Genomic DNA, 23,096 nt, shown 5'->3' on the forward strand with positions numbered 1-23,096 from the left:
GGGGCGCGTGAGCGCCCCTTTCCCGTTTCGGCGAAGGATGCGCGGATGGCTGGTCCCGCGCCGCCAAACGGGCGATGCTGGCGCCGGGCGAGGGGACGATTCGCAAGGTGAAGATCCGGGAATGACGATCCGGCAGTTGAGCGACCACGCGATCAACCAGATCGCGGCAGGCGAGGTGATCGAGCGGCCGGCCAGCGTGGTCAAGGAGCTGGTCGAGAACGCGCTGGACGCAGGCGCGGCGCGCATCGCCGTGTCGACGGCGGCGGGCGGCAAGACCCTGATCCGCGTCGACGACGACGGCTGCGGCATTCCCGGCGAGCAGCTGGCGCTGGCGGTCGAGCGCCATTGCACGTCCAAGCTCTCCGAGGACGATCTGTTCGACATCCGCAGCCTCGGCTTTCGCGGCGAGGCGCTCCCCTCCATCGGCGCCATTGCCCGCCTGGCCATGACCTCGCGCCATGCGACCGAGCCTCATGCCTGGACGATGCGCGTCGAGGGCGGCCGCAAGGACGGTCCGGCCCCGGCCAGCCACGCGGGCGGCACCCAGGTCGAGGTGCGCGATCTGTTCTTCGCAACGCCGGCCCGGCTGAAGTTCCTGAAGTCCGACCGGGCCGAAGGGGCGGCGGTCACCGACGTGGTTCGCCGGCTGGCGCTCGCCAATCCGTCGGTGCGCTTCGAGCTGTCGGGCAGCGACCGGCAGACCACGACTTACGCGGCCGCGAGCGGCGAGCGGGCGCTGGAGGCGCGCATCGCCCAGGTGATGGGCACCGATTTCGTCGAGAACGCCCGGCCGGTGGACGCGGAGCGCGAGGGCGTGCGGCTGCACGGGCTCGCCGGCCTGCCGACCTTCCACAAGGCCAACTCGCTGTCGCAGTTCTTCTTCGTCAACGGCCGGCCGGTGCGCGACAAGCTGCTGATGTCGGCGCTGCGCGGGGCCTATGCAGACGTGCTGGCCCGCGACCGGCATCCGGTCTCCGTCCTGTTCATCGAGCTCGATCCCCGGCAGGTCGACGTCAACGTCCATCCCGCCAAGGCGGATGTGCGCTTCCGCGATGCGCAGCTCGTGCGCGGGCTGATCGTCGGCGGCCTGCGCCAGGTCTTTGCCGAGGCCGGCCATCTTGCCTCCTCGCACACTGCACGGTCAGCAATGGCGTCCTTCTCGACCGGCTATGCGTCCGGCCCGTCCGCCGGCAGCAGCTACGGCTACCAGCGTTCCGCAACGTCGCCCGCCCCGGCCTCTTCCGACTGGCGCGCTTCGCCCTTCCGGCCGCTGGACGGCGCGGAGCAGGAGGCGGAAGCAGGCCTCATCAGCGGGTTCGGCGAGGCGGCGCAGGCCGGCTTCGAGACGCTGGACATGCCCTCGGCCGACGCCCGCGCTCACGCGCATGCGAGCGAAGCGACGGAGGAGCGTCAGGCCCGCCCGCTCGGTGCGGCGCGGGCGCAGGTCCATGCCACCTACATCATCTCCCAGACCGAGGACGGCCTCGTCATCGTCGACCAGCACGCCGCGCATGAGCGTCTGGTCTACGAGCGGCTGAAGGCCGCGCTGGCGGAGCGCGGCGTCGCCCGGCAGGGCCTCCTGATCCCCGAGATCGTGGAACTGCCGCAGGAGGATGTGGCGCGTCTTGCCGAGCGCGCCGAGGAGCTGGAAGCCGTCGGTCTGGTGCTGGAGCCGTTCGGGCCCGGCGCGGTCGCGGTGCGCGAGACGCCGGCCATGCTCGGCCAGATCGACATTCGCGGCCTTGTCACGGACCTTGCCGACGACCTCGCCGAATGGGACAGCTCCACCCGCGTGCGCGAGCGGCTCGACCATGTCGCCGCGACCATGGCCTGCCACGGGTCGGTGCGCGCCGGCCGCCGGCTGCGGCCTGAGGAAATGGATGCGCTGCTGCGCGAGATGGAGGCAACGCCCAATTCGGGCCAGTGCAACCACGGCCGCCCGACCTGGATCTCGCTGAAGCTCTCGGACATCGAGCGCCTGTTCGGCCGCAAGTAGCCGAGCGGGCAGAGGGCTCGCGCGTCATTCACCTGTCACGCCCCGCGTGTCATCTGGCTGCCGGCGGGAGTGCGCGTGCCGCGCCCCGTCTCGTTCCGGAGCCGATTGCGCATGAAACTGTTCGTCTGGGCGGCGGCCGTGGTGATGATCCTGCTCGGTCTTGCGACCGTGTGGACGCCGCTTCCCACGGGCGTGCCGCTCATCGCCGGTGGGCTGATCCTGATTCTCGGCAGCAGCCGCCAGGCAACGCGCTGGCTGCGCGCGCGCCGTCGCCGCCTGTTGCGGCTCGACGAGGCGTTCATCTGGCTCGAAGAAAAGGCCCCGAAGGGCCTTACTGCGGCGCTGAGGCGCACACGCCCGCGTCGCAAGGCGCCGTCGCCTCCAGCGCCGACACCAACGCCTTAGGGGCTAGGAGCGGCGGTAGATGACGAACTGGCTTTCGCCGACGGTGCGTCGGTCCAGTTCTTCCAGCCCGTCCACCGGCGCGATCTCGGTCTTGGCGTCCTCTTCCAGCACCACCAGTGCGCCCGGCACCAGCCAGCCGCCGGCAAGGCAGGCGGCCAGCGCCTGCTCGCCCAAGCCCTTGCGATAGGGCGGGTCGGCAAAGACGAGATCGAAGGGGGCAATGGTGCCGACCGGCCCGATGCGCGTTGCATCGCGGCGGAAGATCTTGGTCGCCCCGGTCAGGCCGAGCGCCTCGACATTGGAGCGGATCGCCGCCCGCGCCGCACTTGCCTCCTCGACGAAGAGACAGTGGCGCGCGCCGCGGCTGAGCGCCTCCAGCCCCAGCGCACCGCTGCCGGCGAACAGGTCGAGGACCCGCGTGTCCTGCAGCGCCTCGCCATGGCCGTGGGCCAGCACGTTGAACAGCGTCTCGCGAAGCCGGTCGCTGCTCGGGCGCGTGGCATCACCGCGCGGCGCCTCGATGGGCGAGCCCCGGAAGCGCCCGGCAACGATCCTCACGGACGCCAGCCCCCACCGGGGCCTTTACCGCCCGATCCCTTGCCGCTGGGGCCCTTGCCGCCCGGTCCCCGGCTACCCGGGCCTTTTCCGCCCGGACGACCGCCACCAGGACGCCCACCACCGGGACGATCCCCGCGCGGCCGGTCCCCGCCCGGCTTGCCGCCGAACGGCCTGTCGCCCCTCGGGCGATCCTCACGCGGACGGTCGCTTCTGGGCTTGTCACCGAAGGGCCTGTCGCCTCTCGGACGATCCTCGCGGGGGCGGTCGCTTCTGGGCCTGTCGCTTCTGGGCCGATCACCGAAAGGGCGATCTCCACGGGGCCTGTCTTCGCGGGGCCTGTCTTCGCGGGGCCTGTCGTCGCGCGGACGATCCTCGCGCGGGCCGGAACGACGCAGGCGGTCGTCGCCCGAGCGTGCCGCGAAGGGCTTGCGCTCGGCCCGGTCCCCGAAGGGCTTCCGGTCCCCGAAGGACTTGCCGCCGCCAGCCTTGCCGCCGAAGGACTTGCCTCCGGCAGGCTTGCCGCGACCTGCACCGCGCGCTCCGTCCTCGGACGGCGGGGCGGTGTCGACCACCAGCGAGCCGTCCTCGTCCCAGATCCGCCGACGCGCGCCGGCCGACTGGCCGTCGCCCTTGGGCGTGCGCGGCATCGTGTCGGGGGTGAAGCGGAAGCGCGAGCGCGGCGAGACGTAGGCCGAGGGCTCCGGCTCGTTGCGCGAGGGGCGAGCCGCCCGGCTCTCTTCCTTGCGTCGGGTGCGGGACGGCTTCTCGCGGGCCTCGCGGCCCTCGCGAGCGCTGAGGTAGCGATCCTCGGTCCGTGTGGCTCCCGGCTTGCCGGCGGCCGGCTTTCCGGGGGCGGACTTGCGAGCGGGCTTCGCGCTCTCGCTGTCGGCTTCGCCGCCCGGCGTCAGGAGCGGGGCCTCGAAATCGGCATTGGCCTCGGCGGCCAGTCGCTCGCCGAGCTGGTCGCGCAGCACCTTGCCTCGGATCTCGCGAACCTCGCCCTCGGGCAGCTCGGCCAGCTGGAACGGGCCGAAGGAGATGCGGATCAGCCGGTTCACGGCAAGACCGAGATGCTCCAGCACCTTCTTGATCTCGCGGTTCTTGCCTTCGCGAAGGGCGAGCGTCATCCAGACGTTGTCGCCCTGCTCCTTGTCGATCTGGGCTTCGATGGCGCCATAAAGCACGCCGTCGACCTCGATGCCGTCGGCCAGCTGGTCGAGCCGGTCCTGGGTGATCTCGCCATAGGCGCGCACGCGGTAGCGGCGCAGCCAGCCGGTCGCCGGCAGTTCCAGCACGCGCGACAGGCCGCCGTCGTTGGTCAGCAGCAGCAGGCCTTCGGTGTTGATGTCGAGGCGCCCGACGGTCAGCACGCGCGGCAGGGTCTTGGGCAGCCGCTCGAACACGGTCGGCCGGCCTTCCGGGTCGGAGTTGGTCGTCACCAGGCCGCGCGGCTTGTGGTAGAGCCACAGGCGCGTGCGCTCGCGCTCCGGCAGCGGCTCTCCGTCCACGGTGATGCGGTCGGCGTCCGACACGGTGACGGCGGGCGAGGTCAGGACGGTGCCGTTGACCGCCACACGGCCGGCGACCACCCAGCTCTCGGCCGTGCGGCGCGAGCACAGGCCGGCACGGGCGATCACCTTGGCAATGCGCTCGGCATCCGCGGTGCGCGCGGCCAGGGGAGCTGCACCCGGAGGCGGCGTCTTGTCGCGCTTCGGGGCGCCCTTGCGCTCGCCGAAGCTCTTCTTGCCGCCGAAGCTCTTCTTCTCGCCGAAGCGCTTGCCGCCGGCATCCGGGCCGCCGCGTCGCTCGCCGAACTTGCGCTCGCCGCCGCGCTCTGCACCCCGGTCGCCACCCTTGTCGCCGAACTTGCGCTCGCCTCCGGCCTTCGGGCCGAAGCTCTTGCGCGGTCCGCGCGCCTCCGCTCCGTCCGCAGCGCGATGCGGGCCGTCATTGCCGCGCGCTGCGCGGGGCTTGCCGTTGCCGGGGCGTCCGCTGCCGGATTTCCCCGGCGCGGGGGCGCGGCGCGGAGGCCGCGAGGATCGATTGTCTTCGGTCATGGTGCCGCGTCATACCAGAGCCGCAGGGCTGCGGGAAGCGCGCTTTTTCAGCGCCTCGCCATGCGTTTTCCGCAAGGGGGCGATCCGGCCCCGACTTGGCGATTCCAAACGCCCCGCCGGGGCTGTAGGGTCGCGGCCATGACAGGCAACGAAAGCCCCGTTCCGGGCTCCGGCGGTTTCATGGATCTGGCGCTGCAGGAAGCGCGCGCGGCGGCGGCACGCGGCGAGGTGCCGGTGGGCGCCGTGCTGGTGCGCGGCGGCGAGATCCTGGCCGCCGACGGCAACCGCACGCTGGAGCTGAGCGACCCCACTGCCCATGCCGAAATCCTGGTGATGCGCCGCGCTGCCGCGTCCCTCGGCAGCCAGCGGCTGCCCGACTGCGATCTCTATGTGACGCTCGAGCCCTGCCCGATGTGCGCGGCGGCGATTTCCTTCGCCCGCATCCGCCGGCTCTATTTCGGCGCGTCCGATCCCAAGGGCGGAGCGGTGGAAAATGGCGTGCGCTTTTACTCGCAGCCCACCTGCCATCACGCGCCGGAGGTCTATTCGGGCCTTGCCGAGCGCGACGCGGCGGATCTGCTGCGCGGCTTTTTCAGGGACAGGCGCGGCTGACGACAGACCGGCAGGCGGCAGGCACAAACGGCCGCTGCCGGCGAGGGAGGGAGAGGACCATGATTGCTGTAATCTTCGAGGTCTGGCCGAAAGAGGGCCACAAGGGCGCCTATCTCGACATTGCGGCGGGCTTGAAGCCGCTGCTCGCCGAGCAGGACGGTTTCATCTCGGTCGAGCGCTTCGAGAGCCTGACCGAGCCCGGCAAGCTGCTTTCGATCTCTTTCTGGCGCGACGAGGAAGCCCTGTCGAAGTGGCGGCACGAGGCGCGCCATCGCATGGCCCAGACGGCGGGGCGCGGGACCCACTTCGCCAATTATCGCCTGCGGGTGGCGGCCGTCATTCGCGACTACGGCATGACCGAGCGCGGCGAGGCGCCGGAAGACAGTATCGCCATGCACGGGTGATGTCTGCAGGGGCGCTGCAGCGCGCTCACCCCTCGGGCAGTACCAGCACGGTCTTCTCGGTGGGTAGCGTCGTGCGGCTCGCGATGTAGAGCGGGCTCTCCGACATCTCGATCCGGAACCCTTCGCCCGCCATATGCGCGACGAAGCTCTCGCGCGAGCCGTAGGTGTAGGCATGCATCGGGATGACGATGCGGGGCGAGACGGCGCGGATCACCTCCACCAGGCTGTCTAGCCGCAGCGTCGAGGCATTGTCGACCGGGGCGAAGACGATGTCGATCGTACCGAGCCGGGCCAGATCCTCCGTCGTCAGCCGGTGGTGCAGGTGGCTGAGATGGGCGATGCACAGGTCCGCCACCTCGAAGACGAAGATCGAGTTGCCGAGCGCGCGGGTCTCGCCGTCCCAGCCGCGAATGTTGGTCTGCAGGTTGCGGATGCGCACGTCCTCAATGGTGAGGTTGTGGTCCATCGGCCCGCCGTTCGGGTTCCAGCCGAGCAGAACATGCTCGATCCCCGGATCCGGATTGAGGGTGAAATGCGTGGAATGGGCGCCGTTCATCGTCACCACCCGCGGCAGCCGCCCGGGCCGGTGAACGTTGTTGTAGTCGGTGGCGATCCGTACGCCCCTGGGCGTCTCGATCTCGAAGGTGGCATGGCCGATGAAGGTGATGCCGACCTGGTCCATCGCCAGCGCGGCCTGCCGCACGATGGGCACCGGGGGCTGTATCCACCCGTCGGCGAGAAGCTGGCAGGAGGCCGCGGCCGGGCCTGCGGCGATCCCCAGGAAACCGAGCATTCCGCCCAGCCGGGCCAGGGCGGCGCGCGTTGTCTCCTGCCACGAACGGACGGACAGGCGAGGGGCGGGGAACGTCGTGAGGTCCATGGCGGGGCTCCGTGCTTGCGTGCCGCAAGGTAAGGATAGCGCCCCGCCGACGCGCTTCAAGGCGGAGAGAGCAGGCCGGGGGGGGCTCAGGCGATCTCGCGCCCGGTCTCGTAGGCCTCGATGGCCGCCGCCACCCGTTGCTTGACCATCTCGCGCATCGGCTCCGCCGCCTCCAGGATCATCGCGGTCTTCATGAAGTCGAGCACCCGGAAGCCGGAGATGTCGGGTTTCACCAGCACGTCCGGCTGACGGTTCTTCAGCTTTTCCAGCACGATGGACTGCATCAGGATCTGCGTCGCGCCGAATACCGCATCGCCCGCGCCCGGCAGGTTGCGTCCCTTGCGCGGTATCGGAGAGCCGACCACGTCGCTGGCGACGACGATGTCGATATTGGACGGCAACGCGTCGAAGGGCAGCGGATTGACCAGGCCGCCGTCGACCATGATCCGTCCGCCGACCGTCACCGGCTTGAACAGGGCGGGAATGGCGATGGAGGCGGCCACGGCATGGTGCAGCGAGCCCCGTTCGAGGCGCACCTCGCGGCACTGGTAGAAGTCGGTGGCGATCAGCGTCAGCGGCGTTTCCAGGTCGTCGAACGTCGCCGGGATGTGCTGGCCGACGAACTGTTCCAGCACTTTCAACGCATCGAACTGCATGATGCGCGGGCTGCCGAACAGATCGCCGAGCTTGCGCGGCCTGAGCTTCCACAGCCGCGCCAGCACCGAGTTCCGGTCCGCGAAGGTCGCCTGCGAGATCTCGCGCAGCGCCTTGCCGTCGAGACCGGCGGCGTGGGCCGCGCCGAAGATCGCGCCGATGGAGGTGCCGGCAATGGCCGTCGGCCGCACGCCGAGATCGTCGAACGCCTCGATCACCGGCACATGTGCGATGCCGCGGGCTCCCCCGCCGCCAAGCGCCAATCCGATCCGCGCGGTTGTCATCGTGTCTCCTGCCGGCAAAAGGCCGGTCTTCAGATGTCTCGTTCCGTCGTTTCGCGCGCCTCGGGAACCACGGCATCACCGAGGGCGAAACGGCCCGGCTCCAGCACCTCGGCATAGTAGCCGCCATGGCCGCGCATGGCATTGTAGCCGCCCGGACCCAGCACCCGCTCCATGCGGCTGCACGGCGCGCAAGGGCCGGAGATGCGCAGGAGCGCGGTGCCGAGACGCAAGGGGTGATGGCGAACGGCGGCGAGATTGAGGCCATGCACGACCACGTTGCGGCGCAGCTGCGCCGGATCGACCTCGGCCAGAGCGGCGAGTGCGGCGATCACCGGCAGATGCTCCCCCTGCAGCAGCGTGACGGCGCGCTTGCCGCCGCTGACATAGTGGTCGCCGGCAAGGCCGGCCTCGCTTGCCTCGGCGCTGTCCACCTGAACCACCGGCGCCAGCCGCGCCGGGCGCAGGCCGATCCACGAGATGAGGCCGGGCCGGGCGTGCCGTGCCATCAGCGTCTTGAGATCGCTGGCCATCGGTGCGGCCTCCTGTTCGCTGCGGAGCAATTCAATTAGGATTTCTCGACGGATTCGGGCAGAGCGGTCTGCCGCATCCCATCCAATCCCCTGCCGGCAGGCACATCAAGAGACATCATGGCAACCGACGCCGCGCCTCCCTTTTTCTTCGAATCGCTCACGGTGCTGGCCGCCACGGTTGCCTCGGTGCCGATCGCCAGGAAGCTCGGCCTCGGCTCCGTGGTCGGCTATCTCGCCGCAGGCCTCGCCATCGGCCCCTACGGGTTCGATTTCATCCGCTCGGCGGTGGAAATCCGCAGCGTCGCCGAACTCGGCGTGGTGCTGCTGCTTTTCGTCATCGGCCTGGAACTGGAGCCGGCGCGGCTCTGGCGGATGAAGGGCGATATCTTCGGCCTCGGTACCTCGCAGGTCCTGCTGTGCGGCATGGCGCTGGTCGCAGTGGCGCTGCTTGGCGGGCTGTCGCTGGAGGTGGCGCTGATCGCTGGCTTCGGCCTCGCGCTCTCCTCCACCGCCTTCGCGCTGCAGATCCTGCAGGAGCGCGGCCAGCTGACGACCTCCTACGGACAGCGCGCCTTCGGCATCCTGCTGCTGCAGGACATGGCGATCGTGCCGCTGCTGGCGATGATCCCGGTCCTGTCGCCGCGCGGCGGGGAGACGCGGGGCGCCGACATCGCCATCGAGCTCGGCATCACGGTCGCGGCCGTCGCCGGCGTGGTTCTCGCCGGCCGCTACCTCCTCACCCCGCTGTTTTCGCTGCTGGCGCGGGCCCGCGCCCGCGAGGTGATGCTGGCGGCGGCGCTGCTGGTGGCGCTGGGCAGCGGCGGCATCATGCACGCGGTCGGCCTGTCGATGGCGCTCGGGGCATTCCTGGCCGGCGTCATGCTGTCGGAGTCGAGCTTTCGCCATTCGCTGGAGGCCGACATCGAGCCCTTCCGCTCGCTGCTGATGGGCCTCTTTTTCATCTCCGTCGGCATGTCGCTGGACCTGCCCGTCGTCCTGGCGCAGTGGTGGCTGGTGCTCGCGGGCGTCGTCGCCACCATGGTGCTGAAGGGCGTGCTGATCTGGGGCCTGTCGCGGCTGTTCGGCTCGTCCAACTCCGACGCGCTGAGGATCGCGGTGACCCTGCCGCAGGGCGGCGAGTTCGCCTTCGTGCTGTTCACCGCCGCGGCGGTGGCCGGCATCTTCGGCCGCGACATGCTGACATTGCTGATCGCCGTCGTCGTGGTCTCCATGCTGCTGACGCCCGTCGCCTGCCTTGCCCACGACATGCTGGCCCGCCGGCTGCAGCGGCATGGCGTCGTGACCGATGCCATCGAGACCTTCGAGGAGGCCATGCCGACCGTGCTGGTCGTCGGCTTCGGCCGTTTCGGCATGATGGTCTCGCAGATGCTGACCTCGGAAGGTGTGGAGGTCATCGCGCTCGACAATCGCCCGGAACGGGTCGCCTACGCCCGCAAGCTCGGCTACCGGGTCTATGTCGGCGATGCCACAAGGCCCGACGTGCTGGAGGCCGCAGGTGCCGGCCGGGCCGTCCTTGTGGCGCTGTGCATCGAGAACGACAAGGTGATGGGCCAGGCCATCGATCTCATCCGGGCCCATTTCCCCGAAGCCAAGCTGTTCTGCCGCGCCACCGACAGGGTCCACGCGCTGGAGCTGACCCGGCGGGGCGTCGACTACCACATCCGCGAGACCTTCGAATCGAGTGTGCATTTCGGCCGCGCCGCGCTCGCCGAGCTCGGTATTCCGTCCGACCGGATCGCCGAGATCGAGGAGGATGTGCGCCTGCGCGACCGAGAGCGGATGGAGCTGCAGATGCAGGGCGGGCCGATGGCCGGCGCCGATACGCTGCACCGGGTGACCCCGCGACGGGGCGGCGAGGCCGGGCAGGGGCCGCAGGACACGCCGCCGGAGGAGCAGGGGTGAGGAGGGGCCGCTCGGGCCGCGGTGGCGCTGCGGGGGGTGGTCAAGGCGCGAAGGGGCCTGTATTCAGGAGCCAAAGACGGCCTCGAGAGGCCGCGAAAGGCACCAGACGCATGAACCGATACGAGAACCCGCGCGTGCCGGGCGAGGCGCGCATCCGCTATCTGGACGCGGACTTCCAGATCCTGTCCCCGGGCACCTTCGTGCGCTGCGCCGTGACCGGCCAGTCGATTCCGCTCGACGAGCTGAAATACTGGAGCGTGTCGCGCCAGGAAGCTTATGTCGACGCGCAGGCGGCCCTTGCCCGCTATCAGGAGTGCGGCGAGGCGCCCTGAGATAGGCGCGCTTCCAGGAACGCGGCAAGGCCCTGCGGGTCTTCCGGCCGCATCTCGACGTCCAGGACCTGCGTGCTCTCTGCCAGCCGCGCCAGCGCGCCGGAGCCGTCTCCGGCGCCGAGCCGCACGCGGTCCTTCGCGGTGGTGACGAGCGCAAGGCCTTGCTGCGCCGCGTGATCGAGCAGTACCTCGGCTTCGCGCTCGGTAAAGGCGTGGTGATCGCCAAAGAAGCGTGTGTCGGCCACCTCGGCCCCGGCGTTGCGCAGGCTCTGAGCGAACCGCTCCGGCCGGCCGATGCCGGCAAAGGCCAAGAACCGCATCCCCTTCAGCCACTGGGCTTCGCGCGCTGCCAGACTTGCGCGAAAGACGGGCAGGCCCCGGGCCCGCGCTGCGGCCTCTGCCGGCTGCGCCGCCGTGCCGTCGCCGATCATCACCAGCGCATCGACATGGGCGAGCTGACGTTCCACCGGCGCACGCAACGGCCCGGCCGGCAGGCAAAAACCGTTGCCAGTGCCGGACGCCGCATCGACCAGCGCCAGCGATACGGTCTTGGCCAGCGCCGGGTTCTGCAACCCATCGTCCATCAGGATCACGCTTCCGAGCGTTTCGGCCAGTCTTGCGCCCGCCGCCCGGTCGGCGGCGATCACCACCGGGCCGCCGGCGGCAAGCAGCAGGGGCTCGTCGCCTGCATCGCGCGGGCCGTGCCTTGCGGGGTCGAGCAGTACGGGCGGGCCGCCGGACAGCCTGCCGCCATAGCCGCGGGTGAGGAAGACCGGGCTCTCTCCCCTGGCGCGCAACAACTCGGCCAGCGCCAGCGCGAAGGGCGTCTTGCCGGTGCCGCCGACCGTGAAATTGCCGACGCAGATCACCGGCACGGCAGCCGTGTAGACGGGTTCACGCGCCATGCGGCGTGCGGTGATCTCGCCGTAGATCCAGCCGAACGGGGCGAGTGCGAAGGCGGCCGGGCCGGGCGGCCGCCACCAGAAGGACGGGGCCTGGAACCCGCCGCTCACCGGCCCGCGTCCCTTGCGGGCGGCAGCAGCGGTGAGAGAGCCGCAAGGCTGGCGTCCAGCGCGCCGCTTCCGGCTCTGGCGACATCGGCGGCGATGGCCGCCTGCCGGGTCGCCAGCGCGCGGTCGCCCAGCAGCCTGCGCACGGCTGCGGCCAGTTCGCCCGTGTCGTGCACGACCTCGGCGCCCTTGGCGGTGAACAGCGGCGTGTAGATATCCAGCAGGTTGAAGACATGCGGGCCGGTGATGATGGCCGTGCCGAGGCGGGCGGCCTCCAGCGGGTTCTGCCCGCCTTCCGGCACCAGCGACTTGCCGATGAAGGCGACCGGCGCGATCCGGTAGTAGAGGCCCATCTCGCCGATCGTGTCGCCGAGATAGATGTCGCAGTCCGGCTCCGGCAGCAGGTCGTCCGAGCGCCGGGCGATCCGCAGCCCGCGTGCGGCAAGGCCGGCGGCGATGGCGCCGCCCCGTTCCGGATGCCGGGGCACGATGACCGTCAGCAGTCCGGGCAGTTCGCCGCGCAGTGCCTCGTGCACCTCGGCGACCATTGCTTCCTCGCCCTCATGCGTGCTGGCGGCCAGCCACACAGGGCGCGAGCCGAGCACCTGGCGGATGGCCTCAAGTGCCGCGGGGTCGACCGGCAGCTCGCCGCCGTCGAATTTGAGATTTCCGCAGACCTCGACCCGAGGCGCGCCGAATTCTCTGAGCCGTTCCGCGTCCTCCGCCGTCTGGGCGAGACACAGCGAAATGCGCGAGAAGATCGCATGGGCGAAGGGCCGCATCCGGCGCCAGCCCCTGGCCGAGCGCGGCGACATGGTGGCGCTGGCGATGGCGAGCGGAATGCCGCGCCAGGCCAGCGCGGAGATGGTCGTCGGCCAGATCTCGGATTCCGCCGTGATGGCAAGGTCCGGGCGCCAGTGGTCGAGAAACCGGCCGATGCCGGGGGGCGCGTCGTAGGGCACGAACTGGTGGATGACGCCCGGATCCGCTTCAGTGGCGGCGATCCGCGCCGAGGTCACGGTTCCGGTGGTCAGCAACACGCCGAGCCCGCGCTCGCGCAGGGCCCGAACCAGCGGCCGCGAGGCGTTCATCTCGCCGACGCTGGCCGCATGCAGCCAGACCAGCGGGCCGTCCGGGCGCGGGCGCGAGGCGCGCCCGAAGCGCTCGCCGCGCCGCGCCTCGTCCTCCTTGCCGCGCCGTGCGCGTCGGGCGAAGAGCAGCGGCAGCAGCGGCGCGATGGCGTAGCCGAAGCCGCGATAGAGGCGCAGGAGGGTTTCCCCGGCCAGGCGCGACAACACCCCGGCGCGGACGGGGCCGGCCGGCGGAGGCGTCGTCGTCGGGCCGGGCGCGGTCATCCGGACTTGGCCGACTTGGCGGACTTGGCCAGTGCGTAGGCGCGCTCGGTGGTCTCGTTCATCGAGGCCTCCACCGCCTTGCGCGCCTCTTCCAGTGCGGCATCGTCTGCGTCCGGGGCGACATGGATCGCTTCGCCGGACGCAACGACCATCCGGCCGAAGGGCAGGTTGATCGTCGCCCGGTCCCAGGTCGACAGGTCGATATGCCGGCTGGTTGCCACCGCCATCGGCACGATCGGCCGCCCGGAATGGCGGGCGAGCTGGACGATGCCGAGCCCGGCGACGCGCGAGACCTTCGGCACATCCGCCGTCATCGCCACGCTGGCGCCTTCCTTCAGGCAGCGCATCGCCTCGATGAAGCCGCGCAGGCCCCCGCGCTTGCTCACCTGGTGGGCGTGATGGGCGCCGGAAGCACGGATCAGGCCGAGGCCGAGCTTGCTCGCGGCGATGGCGTTGATCTCACCGTCGGCCGAGCGCGAGATCATCACCCTGACGTCGTAGCTGGGTGGCCGGGCGAAGGGCATGACGAAGTGCTGGCCGTGCCACATGGCGACGATGGCCGGCAGGTCCACCTCGAGGCGCTCGTAGAGGTCGGGCGGGTCGAGGCGGAACGAGCTGGTCTTGCGGACGGCAAGCAGGTAGCCGGCCAGCGCATTGCCGACCAGCTTCTGCAGGAGCGGGCTGCGGCCCGCGCGCTTCAGCATGATCCGCCCGGCAGCAGGGCCGGGATCCGGGAAAGACGAGGTGCCAAGGGTTACTTGCCCTCGGTCTCGGGGTCGAGCAGCCGGTGCATGTGGACGATGAAGTAGCGCATGTGGGCGTTGTCCACCGACTGCTGCGCCTTCTGTTTCCACACCGCGTAGGCGCTGGCGTAGTTCGGGTAGATGCCGACGATGTCGAGATCCTCGAGATCGCGGAAGGTCAGGCCGTCGACATGCTCGAGCTCGCCGCCGAAGACGAGATGGAGCAGTTGCTTGCCGGGTTCGGTGGTCGTCATGAACGTCACTCCGCAAACGGGGTTCGCAAGGGTCGGGCCGGAGCGTCCGGCCGGTATCACGGGTTCGTCAAGAGCTGCGCGAGGATCGGCCGCAGCGGTGCGGCAAGGGCTGGCGGGCCGGCGACCAGTGCCGGATGCCGGACGCTCGCCCGGTTGTAGGCAAGCGCCCGCCCGTCGAGATCCTCGAGCCGGCCGCCCGCTTCCTGCACCAAAAGGTCCGCCGCCGCAAGGTCCCAGTCGCAGGCATTTTCCCGCACGACGGCGGCATCGATCCGACCTTCCGCGACCAGCGCCAGCCGCAGGGCCAGCGAGGGCACGTAGCCGGCATGGGAAATGCCGGTGCGCATCATCGGTCCCTGGCCGGTGATCGACTTGGGGCCGGCGACGCTGGCGCCCGACAGCACCGGCTGGCCGGACACGGCGACCTCGCGCCCGTTCAGCGTCGCGCCCTGGCCGAGCGTCGCGGTGTAGAGATCGTTGCCGACCGGCCGGAACAGCGCTGCCGCCACCGGCCGCCCGTCCTCCACGACGGCGATGGCCACGGTCCATTCGCCGGAGCCGGCGAGAAAGCCGCGTGTCCCGTCGATCGGGTCGACCACGAAGCTGCGCCGGGCTGCCAGCCGCGAGCTGTCGTCGGCGGTTTCCTCCGACAGCCAGCCGTAGTCCGGGCGCGCGGCCTGCAGCGCCTCGGCCAGATGCCGGTCGACGGCAAGGTCCGCCTCGGACACGGGAGAGTCGTTCTCCTTGGTCCAGCGGCGCGGATCCTTGCGGAAATAGGACAGGGCGATTTCCCCGCCCGCGCGTGCGGCACGGGCGATCAGCTCCATGTCGTCGCGATTGGCGCGCGTGTCACTCGCCGGCAATGGTGAGGCCCTTCAGCAGCAGGCTCGGCACCTGGTAGGCCGAGCGCGTGTCGAGGTCGCTGCCCGCCTCGAGCGAGGCGAACATCGGGATCAGGTTGCCGGCGATGGTGATCTCCGAGACCGGATAGGCGATGGCGCCATCCTCGATCCAGAAGCCCGAAGCCCCGCGCGAGTAATCCCCGGTGACGCCGTTGACGCCGTGGCCGATGAGATCGGTGACTAGCAGGCCGGTGCCGATCTCTGCCAGCATCTCCTCCTGAGACCGCGTGCCGGGCAACAGGGTGAGGTTGGTGGTCGACGGGCTGGTGCCGGCGCCCCCGCGCGATGCGCGCCCGTTGGGGGCAAGGCCGAGTTCGCGCGCTGCCGGCGTGTCCAGCAGCCAGGTCTTCAGGACGCCGTCCTCCACCAGCACCAGCGGGGCGACGGGGCGGCCCTCGCCGTCGAATGGCCGGCTCGCCGGGCCACGCGGGCGGGTCGGATCGTCGGTGATGGAAATCCCCGCGCTGAAGATCCGCTCGCCCATCCGCTCCTTCAGGAAGCTGGTGCCGCGGGCGATGGCGGCGCCGTTGATGGCGCCTGCGAAATGGCCGAGCAGCGAGCGTGCCGCGCGCGGCTCGTAGACGATATCCGCGGTGCGGGTGGAGAGCTTGCGCGGGTTGAGCCGGGCGACGGCCCGCTCGCCGGCGCGCCGGCCGATCTTGCGCGGGTCGGCGAGATCGCCGAGAAAGCCGCGGCTGTCGAAGTCGTAGTCCCGCTCCATCGCCGTGCCGTCGCCGGCAACCGCGGTGGCCGAGACGCCGTGGCGCGAGACGAGATATCCCCCGCAAAACCCCTCGCTGGTCGCCAGCACCATGCCGGCGAGGCGGAACGAGGCGCTGGCACCGCCCGAGCGGCTGACGCCCTGCACGGCAAGGGCCGCGGCCTCCGCCTCGCGGGCGCGCTCGGTAAGCGCCTCGGCGTCGACCTGCACATCGTCGAGCAGTTCGAGATCGGGAAACTCGCTGGCGAGTTCGGCCGCCGGCACGAGGCCTGCAAACGGGTCTTCCGGGGCGACGCGGGCCATGGCGACGGCGCGCTCGGCAAGGGTCGCGCCCTCGCGGAAGTCGTTGGAGGAGACGCTGGCGACCCGGTGGCCGCAGAACACGCGCAAGGTGACGTCGTCGGCCTCCGAGCGTTCGCTCTCCTCCAGCTTGCCCTCGCGCATCTCGACGCCGAGCGAGACGCCGGTGGCGGCCACCACGTCGGCCGCGTCGGCGCCTGCCTTGAGGGCGGCAGCGACGAGCGCGCGGGCCTCGTCCATCAGCCGTGTCTGGTCAATCGGGTGCTGCATCTCGTGGTCCTTGCGGGGCGGGAGGCGGTCCGCTGAGCGGTCGCTGGCGACCGTAGTGCCGGGGCCGCGCTTCGGCAAGCCGGTCGCGGAAGCGGTTCAGGTTTTGTTTGCCCTGTTCGGTGACCAATCCCTAACCCTGGTTGCAACGGAAAAGTGTTAACCGTGCTTGTTAAGCGGATCGGGACGGCTCGCTGCTAGTGTGAACCCATCAGAGGCCAGACAAAAACATTGGCCCGATGGAGAGCGAATTGAGCCGTCAAACAGCACATCAGGACGCCACTGCAAAAGGATCGGGCCGCACCGCGCGGCTCGATCCCTCGCAGATGCCGCACCGCTTCGCGGCCCGCGGCACGGCCTGCGAGCCGACGCAACTCGACGTCTATATCGACCGCCAGCAGGTCATCGTCAAACGCCGGCTCGCCGGCCTGCCGCTGACCCTTGCCCAGCCGGTCGCCGTCTTCCTCGGCGTCTTCGCCGAGGTCGCGCCGGGCGACGCCCCGGGCACGCTGAAGGCCCGCATCGGGCTGATGCACCGGGACCCCGCAATGTCCATCGAACTGGCGAGCGACGACCGTCTGGAAGACCTTGCCGAAGACTGGTGCGCCTGGGGCGAGGCCCTCGGCCTGCCGCTGCTCCTGGTCGAGCCCGACGGCAGCGTCAGCCGCATCGACGGACCCGGCCACCCGGGGCGCACGCCGATGGCGCCGACCCGCCGCCGTGTCGCGGCCCTGACCGCGCGCCGGCCGCGCTTCCTGCTGCGCCGCAAGCCGGGCAGCCGCTCGCAGGCATCCGCCGTCCATCGCGGCGAGCGCGAGCTGATCGCCCGTAATTGATTGAAAGGCAGGCGCTTTTTACAGGAGCGCCTGCACCATCGCGTCCAGCACCAGGCCGGCGAACAGGATCCAGCCATAGCTCGTGTTGGAGCGGAACAGCTTCAAACACTGGTCCGGGTCGTCGATGTCGAGCCGGACGATCTGCCAGACCAGATGGGCGAGGCCGACGGCCAGGCCCAGGAACGCGGCCGGTCCCGCATCCGCCCCGAACAGCGCCAGCGCGAACAGCACCGTCGCCCCGCCGTAAAGGGCGGCGAGCGCCGGCTTTGTCCACGTCCCGAACAGGCGCGCGGTGGAGCGCACGCCGACCAGCGCGTCGTCTTCCTTGTCCTGATGCGCGTAGATCGTGTCGTAGCCGATCGTCCACAGGATGCCGCCGCCGTAAAGCGCTACCGCCGGCCAGTCGAGCCGGCCGAACGCGGCCGCCCAGCCCATCAGCGCACCCCAGGAAAAGGCCAGGCCGAGAAACAGCTGCGGCCAGTTCGTCACCCGTTTCATGAACGGATAGACCGCAACGACCGCCAGCGAGGCGATGCCGAGCAGCACCGCGAAGCCGTTGAACTGAAGCAGCACGACGAATCCGACAAGTAGCTGCAAAGCAAGGAAGAATTTCGCCTGCCCGCGCGTGACCTGGCCCGAGGGCAGGGGGCGCGAACGGGTGCGCGCGACCTTGTCGTCGATGTCCTGGTCGACGAGGTCGTTATAGGTGCAGCCGGCCCCGCGCATGGCGATGGCGCCGATCATGAACAGCAGCAGGTGCCAGGGATCGGGCAGGGCCCGGCCGCCGGCTATCCCCGCAAGCGCCGCCGACCACCAGCACGGCCAGAGCAGCAGCCACCAGCCGATGGGCCGCTCCCAGCGCGCCAGTCTTGCGTAGGGCCGCAGCCATTCCGGGGCCCGCGTGTCGACCCAGTGTCCCCGCACCGCATCCGCCACGCGGCCTGCGATCGTGTCGTTTTGCATCGCCTCACCTGTCGGCTATCCGCCCGCGCCGTGATACCGCCTTTGTCGCTTGGATGAAAGGCCAGGGCTTGTCTGCGACCCCGCCGCAGGCTAGGAGGCGGCAATTCCTCAACACATCGCGACGGGGTGAGCGACAGATGAATATCCTCCTGATCGGATCCGGCGGCCGCGAACACGCCCTTGCCTGGGCCATCGTCAACTCGCCGCTGACCGGCCGCCTCCACGTCGCCCCCGGCAATGCCGGCATCGCGGACGAGGCCACCTGCGTCGCGCTCGACACCTCCGACCCCTCGGCCGTCACCGCCTATTGCCGCGACCACGAGATCGGCCTCGTCGTCGTCGGGCCGGAAGGGCCGCTGGTCGCCGGCCTCGTCGACGAGCTGACGGACGCCGGCATCAAGGCCTTCGGTCCGCGCAAGGCGCCGGCGAGCCTGGAGGGCTCGAAGGGCTTCACCAAGGACCTTTGTGCCCGCGCCGCGATCCCCACCGCCGCCTATGGCCGCTTTACCGATGCCGCCGCCGCCAAGGCCTATATCGCCAAGGTCGGCGCGCCCATCGTCGTCAAGGCGGACGGGCTTGCCGCCGGCAAGGGCGTCGTCGTGGCGATGACCGAGGCCGAGGCTCTGGCCGCGGTAGACGCCTGTTTCGACGGAGAATTCGGCGCTGCCGGCGCCGAGGTCGTGGTCGAGGAGTTCCTCGAAGGCGAGGAGGCGAGCCTCTTCGTGCTGTCCGACGGCCGCAACGTGCTGCCGCTCGCCAGCGCCCAGGACCACAAGCGCGTGGGCGAGGGCGACACCGGCCCGAACACCGGCGGCATGGGCGCCTATTCCCCGGCACCGGTGATGACGCCGGAGCTCACCGAGCGCGCCATGCGCGAGATCGTCGAGCCGACCGTGGCGACACTTGCTGCCGAGGGAACGCCCTTCGTCGGCGTGCTCTATGCCGGCCTGATGATGACCAAGGACGGTCCGAAGCTGATCGAATACAATGTCCGCTTCGGCGATCCGGAGTGCCAGGTGCTGATGATGCGGCTCAAGGACGACATCGTCACCTTGATGCTCGCCTGCATCGACGGGACGCTCGACAAGGTCGGCGCGCGCTGGCGCGACGAGGTGGCGCTGACCGTGGTGCTGGCCGCGAACGGCTATCCCGGCGTCTACGACAAGGGCACGGTTATCCACGGTCTGGAGGCGCTGGAGGGCGACCCCGCGCTCAAGGTCTTCCATGCCGGGACGCGGCGCGACGAAGACGGCCGGCTGCTCGCCAACGGCGGGCGCGTGCTCAACGTCACGGCGCTCGGTCGCACCGTCGCGGAAGCCCGCGAGCGCGCCTACGCCGCCATCGAACGCATTGATTGGCCTGAAGGTTTTTGCCGCCGCGACATCGGCTGGCGGGCGGTCGCGCGCGAGGACGGCACGGTCTGAGACCCGCTTTCGGCGCTTGCAGAATTTCGAGACGGATTTTGCAAAATTCCGTCTCGAAATCCGTGAAATTCGAGAATCGCCTCTCAAAATCGCCGATTGCGCCGGACGGCCGCAGGCGCTTCAATCGCGCCCGGGCAGGGTCCGCGACGAGGGCCTGCCGACCACTTGGTCCGGGAGGCTTCGATGCAGGGCGACGACGATCTCTTTCCAGGCTTCGCGACGGGGATATCTCGCGGCGAGGGCGTGGATATCTTCTATCGCGCCAGCGGGACGGGTCCTGCGCTCCTGCTGCTGCACGGTTATCCCCAGACCCATGCGATGTGGCACACTGTGGCCGGGGAACTTTCCCGCCACTTCACCGTCGTCGTGCCGGACCTGCGCGGCTACGGCCGCTCCGGCGCGCCGGAGGGCGACGAGGGCCATCACCTCTATTCCAAACGCGCGATGGCGGCCGACATGGTCGCGGTCATGGCCGGGCTCGGCCACGACAGCTTCATGGTCGCCGGCCACGACCGCGGCGGGCGGGTCGGCTACCGGATGGCGCTCGACCACCCCGACACGGTGCGCCGGCTCGCCGTGCTCGACATACTGCCGACCTACGACTACTGGCAGAACATGGACTGGCGCTACGGCATGGCCATCTATCATTGGCTGTTCCTGGCCCAGCCGAAGCCGCTGCCCGAACGGCTGATCGCCGGCGCGCCCGACTACTATCTCGACCACACGCTGGCGAGCTGGACGGCGCGCAAGGACCTGTCGGCCTTCGATCCCCGGGCCCTCGCCGACTACCGGGCCTCGTTCTCCCAGCCCGCCCGCCAGCACGCGGCCTGCGAAGACTACCGGGCCGGGGCGACCATCGACATGGAGCTCGACAGTGCCGACCGCGAGGCGGGCCGCAAGATCGCTTGCCCGCTGCTGACGCTCTACGGCAATGGCGGGTTGGCGCAGAAGACCGCGACCCCGGTCGAGACCTGGTCGCGCTGGGCGAACGACGTGCGCGGGCAGGGCGTCGATGCCGGCCACTTCCTGGTGGAGGAGGATCCGGCGGCAACGCTCGCCGCGCTCCTGCCGTTCCTTCTGGGCGAGGCGTGATCGCGTTCTTTTGAAGAAGTGGCGCCTGGAACGACCCGCACGCGCTCCCGGCTCGCCGGTCCCGGGTCGCGGCTGCGCCTTGCCCGGGATGACGCCGGAGAGGGCCGAGAGGGGCCTTGGGAGAGGCGAGCGCCGCGCCTCCTGCCTCAGACGGCGGTGCCGCCGATGGTCATCTTGTTGATGCGCAGGGTCGGCTGGCCGACGCCGACGGGCACGCCCTGGCCCTGCTTGCCGCAGGTGCCGATGCCCGGATCGAGCGCCATGTCGTTGCCGATGGCCTCGACCCGCGTCAGCGCGTCCGGCCCGTTGCCGATCAGCATGGCGCCCTTGATCGGCGCGCCGATGCGCCCGTTCTCGATCCGGTAGGCCTCGGTGCACGAGAACACGAACTTGCCGCTGGTGATGTCGACCTGGCCGCCGCCGAAGGAGACGGCGTAGATGCCGTCCTTGACGCCTTCCAGGATCTCGCCCGGATCGCGGTCGCCGGCCAGCATCACCGTGTTGGTCATGCGCGGCATCGGAATATGGGCGAAGGACTGGCGCCGGCCGTTGCCGGTCGGGGCGACGCCCATCAGCCGGGCGTTCTGCCGGTCCTGCATGTAGCCGGTGAGAATGCCGTCCTCGATCAGCACGGTGCGCCCGCTCGGCGTGCCCTCGTCGTCGACGGTGAGCGAGCCGCGCCGCCCGCCGATGGTGCCGTCGTCGACGATGGTGACGCCCTTGGAGGCGACGCGCTGGCCCATCAGGCCCGCAAAGGCGGAGGTCTTCTTGCGGTTGAAGTCGCCCTCGAGCCCATGGCCGACCGCCTCGTGCAGCAGGATGCCGGGCCAGCCCGGCCCCAGCACCACGTCGAAGCTGCCGGCGGGGGCCGGCACGGCCTCCAGGTTGACCAGCGCCTGGCGCAGCGCCTCGTCGACCGCATGCTTCCAGCTGTCCTCGGTCAGGAAGGCCTCGACCATGTCGCGCCCGCCGAAGCCGTGCGAGCCGCTCTCCTGCCGGCTGCCGTCGCCGGCGACCACCGAGACGCCGAAGCGCACCAGTGGGCGCACGTCGCGCACCCGGTGCCCGTCGGCGCGCAGGATCTCCACCACCTGCCAGGAACTGGCGAGCGAGACGCTGACCTGCCGCACCTTGGGATCGCGGGCCCGCGCATAGGCATCGATCCGCTGCAACAGCGTGACCTTGTCGGCGAAGACCGGCGAGGCGATCGGGTTGCCGTCGCCATACAGCTTTGCATTGGTGCGGGGCGGGGCCTCCGCATAGGTGCCCGAATGGCCGGAGGCGACGGCCGAGACCGCATCGGCCGCCCGCTCGAGCGCGGCGACGGAGACCTCGCCGGAATGGGCGTAGCCGGCGGCCTCGCCGGCAACGGCGCGCAGGCCGAAGCCGCGGCTGGTGTCGTAATTGGCGCCCTTCAGCCGGCCATTGTCGAAGACGAGGCTCTCCGACTGCCGGTATTCGAGAAAGAGCTCGCCGTCGTCGGCACCCTTGAGAGCGCGGGCGAGCACGCTGCGCGCCTGCTCCTCGCTCAGGCCGGCACCGGCAATCAGATCGGTCGTCGCATCGCTCATCGGTCGGGTCCCGCGAAAGAGATCATCTGGGAGGGAAACTAGGGGCTCGGGCCGCGCTTGCACAGCCCCGCCGGAGACGGCGGGACGAAAACACTTGGGAGTTGGGCGCGGAGGGGAGGTTGCGAGTCTCTCAAGAGAGGTGGCCGAGATGGAGGCGCCGGCCATCCCCAAGGCTGTCACGCCTGCGCAGGCAGGCGTCCAGTATTCGCCGGGACGGATGCCGTCGCAACGGCGGCAGCCTCCTGTCTTGCGCCGGCACAATACGGCTGGAACCGGACCGACCTTGGTTACTGGCCCCCGGTCTCCGGCTTTGCCGGAACCGGGGTGACAGGCAAAGAGTGCGGCGCGGGCAGGATGCCTTCACTGCCGCCATGCGAAAGATCGTCGTGATCTGCGATGCGTGAAGGAAAGGCGAACTCGGCGATCTGGTTTGACGGCCCGGCCGCCGAAATCCGCGTCTCCGGCTTCAACGCGCCGGAAAAACCGAAGGCCCGCTTACGGCAGGGCGTTGAAGCCTTCCGAGAAGCCGTTGAGCGAGATCGGGATGCCGATGCCCTCTTCCGGAGTCTGGAAGATGACGAAGGTGGCGGCGTTGCCTTTCTGCATCTTCTCGATCAGGTCGTCCTGCATGACCACCTCGACGATGCAGCCGTTCGGCAGGCAGCGCACGAAGCCGGCGCGCCCGACATCGGCGTCGTCGACGCGAAGGCCGAGGCCCATCGGCAGCAGCACGCCGAGCGGCGCCAGAACGCGCAGCAGGCGCGACTGCTTGTCGGCGGTCTTCAGCACGATGACGGAGAGGCCGACATTCTCGCGGTCGTCGGCGGTGACGTTCTGGATCAGCGCGCACTGCTCTTCCTGCGCGCCGGCCGGCGTGTCGCAGCGCATCTGCCAGTCGCCGTGCACGGAGCGGACCGCGCCCTGCGCATGGGCGAGCGGAGCGGCCAGAAGCTGGGCCAGGATGGCGAGAACGGCCGCGAGGCGGAACGTGATCGGCTTGGTCAAAACAGGCACGGGCGAGAC

The 23,096-nt window shown here is 70.3% G+C and carries 23 protein-coding genes; 9 read left to right on the forward strand and 14 right to left on the reverse strand.

The window, feature by feature from the left end:
* Positions 1-121: 121 nt before the first annotated feature.
* Complete coding sequence (mutL, locus tag BBX35_RS12710; RefSeq protein WP_067220600.1) at positions 122-1,996, forward strand: DNA mismatch repair endonuclease MutL; 1,875 nt, start codon at positions 122-124, stop codon at positions 1,994-1,996.
* 111 nt (positions 1,997-2,107) lie between these two features.
* Positions 2,108-2,401, forward strand: a complete 294-nt coding sequence (locus BBX35_RS12715; protein ID WP_067220602.1) for a hypothetical protein — start codon at positions 2,108-2,110, stop codon at positions 2,399-2,401.
* A 3-nt stretch (positions 2,402-2,404) separates the two neighbouring features.
* Here the strand turns inward: BBX35_RS12715 and rsmD are convergent, their stop codons facing one another.
* A complete protein-coding gene (gene rsmD, locus BBX35_RS12720) occupies positions 2,405-2,959 on the reverse strand; it encodes a 16S rRNA (guanine(966)-N(2))-methyltransferase RsmD (protein WP_067220604.1) in 555 nt (184 codons plus the stop codon).
* Positions 2,956-5,016 carry a pseudouridine synthase gene (locus tag BBX35_RS12725; protein ID WP_083206263.1) on the reverse strand — a complete coding sequence of 687 codons (2,061 nt, stop codon included), beginning with the start codon at positions 5,014-5,016 and terminating at the stop codon, positions 2,956-2,958. Before BBX35_RS12725 ends, rsmD begins: the two co-directional genes overlap by 4 nt.
* Positions 5,017-5,154: 138 nt before the next feature.
* On the opposite strand from BBX35_RS12725, the gene BBX35_RS12730 reads away from it, so the two are divergent.
* Both BBX35_RS12730 and BBX35_RS12735 read left to right on the forward strand, forming a co-directional pair.
* Positions 5,155-5,628 carry a nucleoside deaminase gene (locus BBX35_RS12730; RefSeq protein ID WP_067220607.1) on the forward strand — a complete coding sequence of 158 codons (474 nt, stop codon included), beginning with the start codon at positions 5,155-5,157 and terminating at the stop codon, positions 5,626-5,628.
* A gap of 59 nt (positions 5,629-5,687) precedes the next feature.
* Complete coding sequence (locus BBX35_RS12735; protein WP_067220610.1) at positions 5,688-6,032, forward strand: antibiotic biosynthesis monooxygenase family protein; 345 nt, start codon at positions 5,688-5,690, stop codon at positions 6,030-6,032.
* Between the two features lie 25 nt (positions 6,033-6,057).
* On the opposite strand, the gene BBX35_RS12740 is transcribed toward BBX35_RS12735, so the two are convergent.
* From BBX35_RS12740 to BBX35_RS12750, 3 genes are all read right to left on the reverse strand, one after another.
* Positions 6,058-6,912, reverse strand: coding sequence for an MBL fold metallo-hydrolase (locus BBX35_RS12740; protein ID WP_083206264.1), 855 nt, complete (start codon positions 6,910-6,912; stop codon positions 6,058-6,060).
* Positions 6,913-6,998: 86 nt separating this feature from the next.
* Complete coding sequence (locus tag BBX35_RS12745; RefSeq protein ID WP_067220614.1) at positions 6,999-7,850, reverse strand: patatin-like phospholipase family protein; 852 nt, start codon at positions 7,848-7,850, stop codon at positions 6,999-7,001.
* Positions 7,851-7,879: 29 nt separating this feature from the next.
* Positions 7,880-8,380, reverse strand: a complete 501-nt coding sequence (locus BBX35_RS12750) for an MOSC domain-containing protein (protein WP_067220616.1) — start codon at positions 8,378-8,380, stop codon at positions 7,880-7,882.
* 117 nt (positions 8,381-8,497) lie between these two features.
* On the opposite strand from BBX35_RS12750, the gene BBX35_RS12755 reads away from it, so the two are divergent.
* Both BBX35_RS12755 and BBX35_RS12760 read left to right on the forward strand, forming a co-directional pair.
* A complete protein-coding gene (locus BBX35_RS12755) occupies positions 8,498-10,303 on the forward strand; it encodes a monovalent cation:proton antiporter-2 (CPA2) family protein (RefSeq protein WP_067220618.1) in 1,806 nt (601 codons plus the stop codon).
* Between the two features lie 110 nt (positions 10,304-10,413).
* A complete protein-coding gene (locus BBX35_RS12760; protein WP_067220621.1) occupies positions 10,414-10,635 on the forward strand; it encodes a DUF2093 domain-containing protein in 222 nt (73 codons plus the stop codon).
* Here the strand turns inward: BBX35_RS12760 and lpxK are convergent.
* The 6 genes from lpxK to BBX35_RS12790 are packed head-to-tail and all read right to left on the reverse strand — an operon-like array spanning position 10,611 to position 16,190.
* The gene (gene lpxK / locus BBX35_RS12765) at positions 10,611-11,648 is read right to left on the reverse strand and encodes a tetraacyldisaccharide 4'-kinase (protein WP_067220622.1); all 1,038 of its coding nucleotides are present in this window, start codon (positions 11,646-11,648) and stop codon (positions 10,611-10,613) included. The genes BBX35_RS12760 and lpxK overlap by 25 nt on opposite strands.
* Complete coding sequence (locus tag BBX35_RS12770; protein WP_083206265.1) at positions 11,645-13,000, reverse strand: 3-deoxy-D-manno-octulosonic acid transferase; 1,356 nt, start codon at positions 12,998-13,000, stop codon at positions 11,645-11,647. The genes lpxK and BBX35_RS12770 overlap by 4 nt, the downstream gene beginning before the upstream one ends.
* The gene (locus BBX35_RS12775; RefSeq protein ID WP_067220625.1) at positions 12,997-13,704 is read right to left on the reverse strand and encodes a lysophospholipid acyltransferase family protein; all 708 of its coding nucleotides are present in this window, start codon (positions 13,702-13,704) and stop codon (positions 12,997-12,999) included. Before BBX35_RS12775 ends, BBX35_RS12770 begins: the two co-directional genes overlap by 4 nt.
* A gap of 50 nt (positions 13,705-13,754) precedes the next feature.
* Entirely contained in the window at positions 13,755-13,997 is a 243-nt protein-coding gene (locus BBX35_RS12780; protein WP_067220627.1) for a DUF4170 domain-containing protein, read from the reverse strand.
* Positions 13,998-14,053: 56 nt separating this feature from the next.
* The gene (locus BBX35_RS12785; RefSeq protein WP_088946096.1) at positions 14,054-14,860 is read right to left on the reverse strand and encodes a 3'(2'),5'-bisphosphate nucleotidase CysQ; all 807 of its coding nucleotides are present in this window, start codon (positions 14,858-14,860) and stop codon (positions 14,054-14,056) included.
* Positions 14,847-16,190: a TldD/PmbA family protein gene (locus BBX35_RS12790; protein WP_067220630.1), complete on the reverse strand. Its 1,344-nt coding sequence runs from the start codon at positions 16,188-16,190 to the stop codon at positions 14,847-14,849. Before BBX35_RS12790 ends, BBX35_RS12785 begins: the two co-directional genes overlap by 14 nt.
* Positions 16,191-16,438: 248 nt before the next feature.
* Here BBX35_RS12790 and BBX35_RS12795 point away from each other — a divergent pair, with 248 nt between their 5' ends.
* A complete protein-coding gene (locus BBX35_RS12795; protein WP_208979834.1) occupies positions 16,439-17,023 on the forward strand; it encodes a DUF6101 family protein in 585 nt (194 codons plus the stop codon).
* Positions 17,024-17,041: 18 nt separating this feature from the next.
* On the opposite strand, the gene ubiA is transcribed toward BBX35_RS12795, so the two are convergent.
* Positions 17,042-17,986, reverse strand: coding sequence for a 4-hydroxybenzoate octaprenyltransferase (ubiA, locus tag BBX35_RS12800; RefSeq protein ID WP_067220633.1), 945 nt, complete (start codon positions 17,984-17,986; stop codon positions 17,042-17,044).
* Positions 17,987-18,123: 137 nt separating this feature from the next.
* Here ubiA and purD point away from each other — a divergent pair, with 137 nt between their 5' ends.
* Complete coding sequence (purD, locus tag BBX35_RS12805; RefSeq protein WP_067220636.1) at positions 18,124-19,410, forward strand: phosphoribosylamine--glycine ligase; 1,287 nt, start codon at positions 18,124-18,126, stop codon at positions 19,408-19,410.
* 183 nt (positions 19,411-19,593) lie between these two features.
* Positions 19,594-20,502: an alpha/beta fold hydrolase gene (locus BBX35_RS12810; RefSeq protein ID WP_067220637.1), complete on the forward strand. Its 909-nt coding sequence runs from the start codon at positions 19,594-19,596 to the stop codon at positions 20,500-20,502.
* Positions 20,503-20,648: 146 nt separating this feature from the next.
* On the opposite strand, the gene tldD is transcribed toward BBX35_RS12810, so the two are convergent.
* Positions 20,649-22,073, reverse strand: a complete 1,425-nt coding sequence (gene tldD / locus BBX35_RS12815) for a metalloprotease TldD (protein WP_067220640.1) — start codon at positions 22,071-22,073, stop codon at positions 20,649-20,651.
* Positions 22,074-22,568: 495 nt separating this feature from the next.
* On the reverse strand, positions 22,569-23,036 hold the full coding sequence (locus BBX35_RS12820; protein WP_425274591.1) for an invasion associated locus B family protein: 468 nt from the start codon (positions 23,034-23,036) through the stop codon (positions 22,569-22,571).
* Positions 23,037-23,096: the final 60 nt, after the last annotated feature.

It is taken from the genome of Stappia indica, assembly GCF_001696535.1.
GTDB lineage: Bacteria > Pseudomonadota > Alphaproteobacteria > Rhizobiales > Stappiaceae > Stappia > Stappia indica.

Excerpts from the sequence above, each read along its gene's own strand:
- BBX35_RS12730 (WP_067220607.1), top strand. The coding sequence starts at position 5,155 with ATGACAGGCAACGAAAGCCCCGTTCCGGGCTCCGGCGGTTTCATGGAT.
- BBX35_RS12715 (WP_067220602.1), top strand. The coding sequence starts at position 2,108 with ATGAAACTGTTCGTCTGGGCGGCGGCCGTGGTGATGATCCTGCTCGGT.
- purD (WP_067220636.1), top strand. The coding sequence starts at position 18,124 with ATGAATATCCTCCTGATCGGATCCGGCGGCCGCGAACACGCCCTTGCC.
- mutL (WP_067220600.1), top strand. The coding sequence starts at position 122 with ATGACGATCCGGCAGTTGAGCGACCACGCGATCAACCAGATCGCGGCA.
- BBX35_RS12770 (WP_083206265.1), bottom strand. The coding sequence starts at position 13,000 with ATGACCGCGCCCGGCCCGACGACGACGCCTCCGCCGGCCGGCCCCGTC.
- BBX35_RS12755 (WP_067220618.1), top strand. The coding sequence starts at position 8,498 with ATGGCAACCGACGCCGCGCCTCCCTTTTTCTTCGAATCGCTCACGGTG.
- BBX35_RS12750 (WP_067220616.1), bottom strand. The coding sequence starts at position 8,380 with ATGGCCAGCGATCTCAAGACGCTGATGGCACGGCACGCCCGGCCCGGC.
- BBX35_RS12725 (WP_083206263.1), bottom strand. The coding sequence starts at position 5,016 with ATGACCGAAGACAATCGATCCTCGCGGCCTCCGCGCCGCGCCCCCGCG.
- ubiA (WP_067220633.1), bottom strand. The coding sequence starts at position 17,986 with ATGCAAAACGACACGATCGCAGGCCGCGTGGCGGATGCGGTGCGGGGA.
- BBX35_RS12810 (WP_067220637.1), top strand. The coding sequence starts at position 19,594 with ATGCAGGGCGACGACGATCTCTTTCCAGGCTTCGCGACGGGGATATCT.
- tldD (WP_067220640.1), bottom strand. The coding sequence starts at position 22,073 with ATGAGCGATGCGACGACCGATCTGATTGCCGGTGCCGGCCTGAGCGAG.
- BBX35_RS12760 (WP_067220621.1), top strand. The coding sequence starts at position 10,414 with ATGAACCGATACGAGAACCCGCGCGTGCCGGGCGAGGCGCGCATCCGC.
- BBX35_RS12740 (WP_083206264.1), bottom strand. The coding sequence starts at position 6,912 with ATGGACCTCACGACGTTCCCCGCCCCTCGCCTGTCCGTCCGTTCGTGG.
- BBX35_RS12735 (WP_067220610.1), top strand. The coding sequence starts at position 5,688 with ATGATTGCTGTAATCTTCGAGGTCTGGCCGAAAGAGGGCCACAAGGGC.
- BBX35_RS12790 (WP_067220630.1), bottom strand. The coding sequence starts at position 16,190 with ATGCAGCACCCGATTGACCAGACACGGCTGATGGACGAGGCCCGCGCG.
- BBX35_RS12775 (WP_067220625.1), bottom strand. The coding sequence starts at position 13,704 with ATGCTGAAGCGCGCGGGCCGCAGCCCGCTCCTGCAGAAGCTGGTCGGC.
- BBX35_RS12745 (WP_067220614.1), bottom strand. The coding sequence starts at position 7,850 with ATGACAACCGCGCGGATCGGATTGGCGCTTGGCGGCGGGGGAGCCCGC.
- BBX35_RS12780 (WP_067220627.1), bottom strand. The coding sequence starts at position 13,997 with ATGACGACCACCGAACCCGGCAAGCAACTGCTCCATCTCGTCTTCGGC.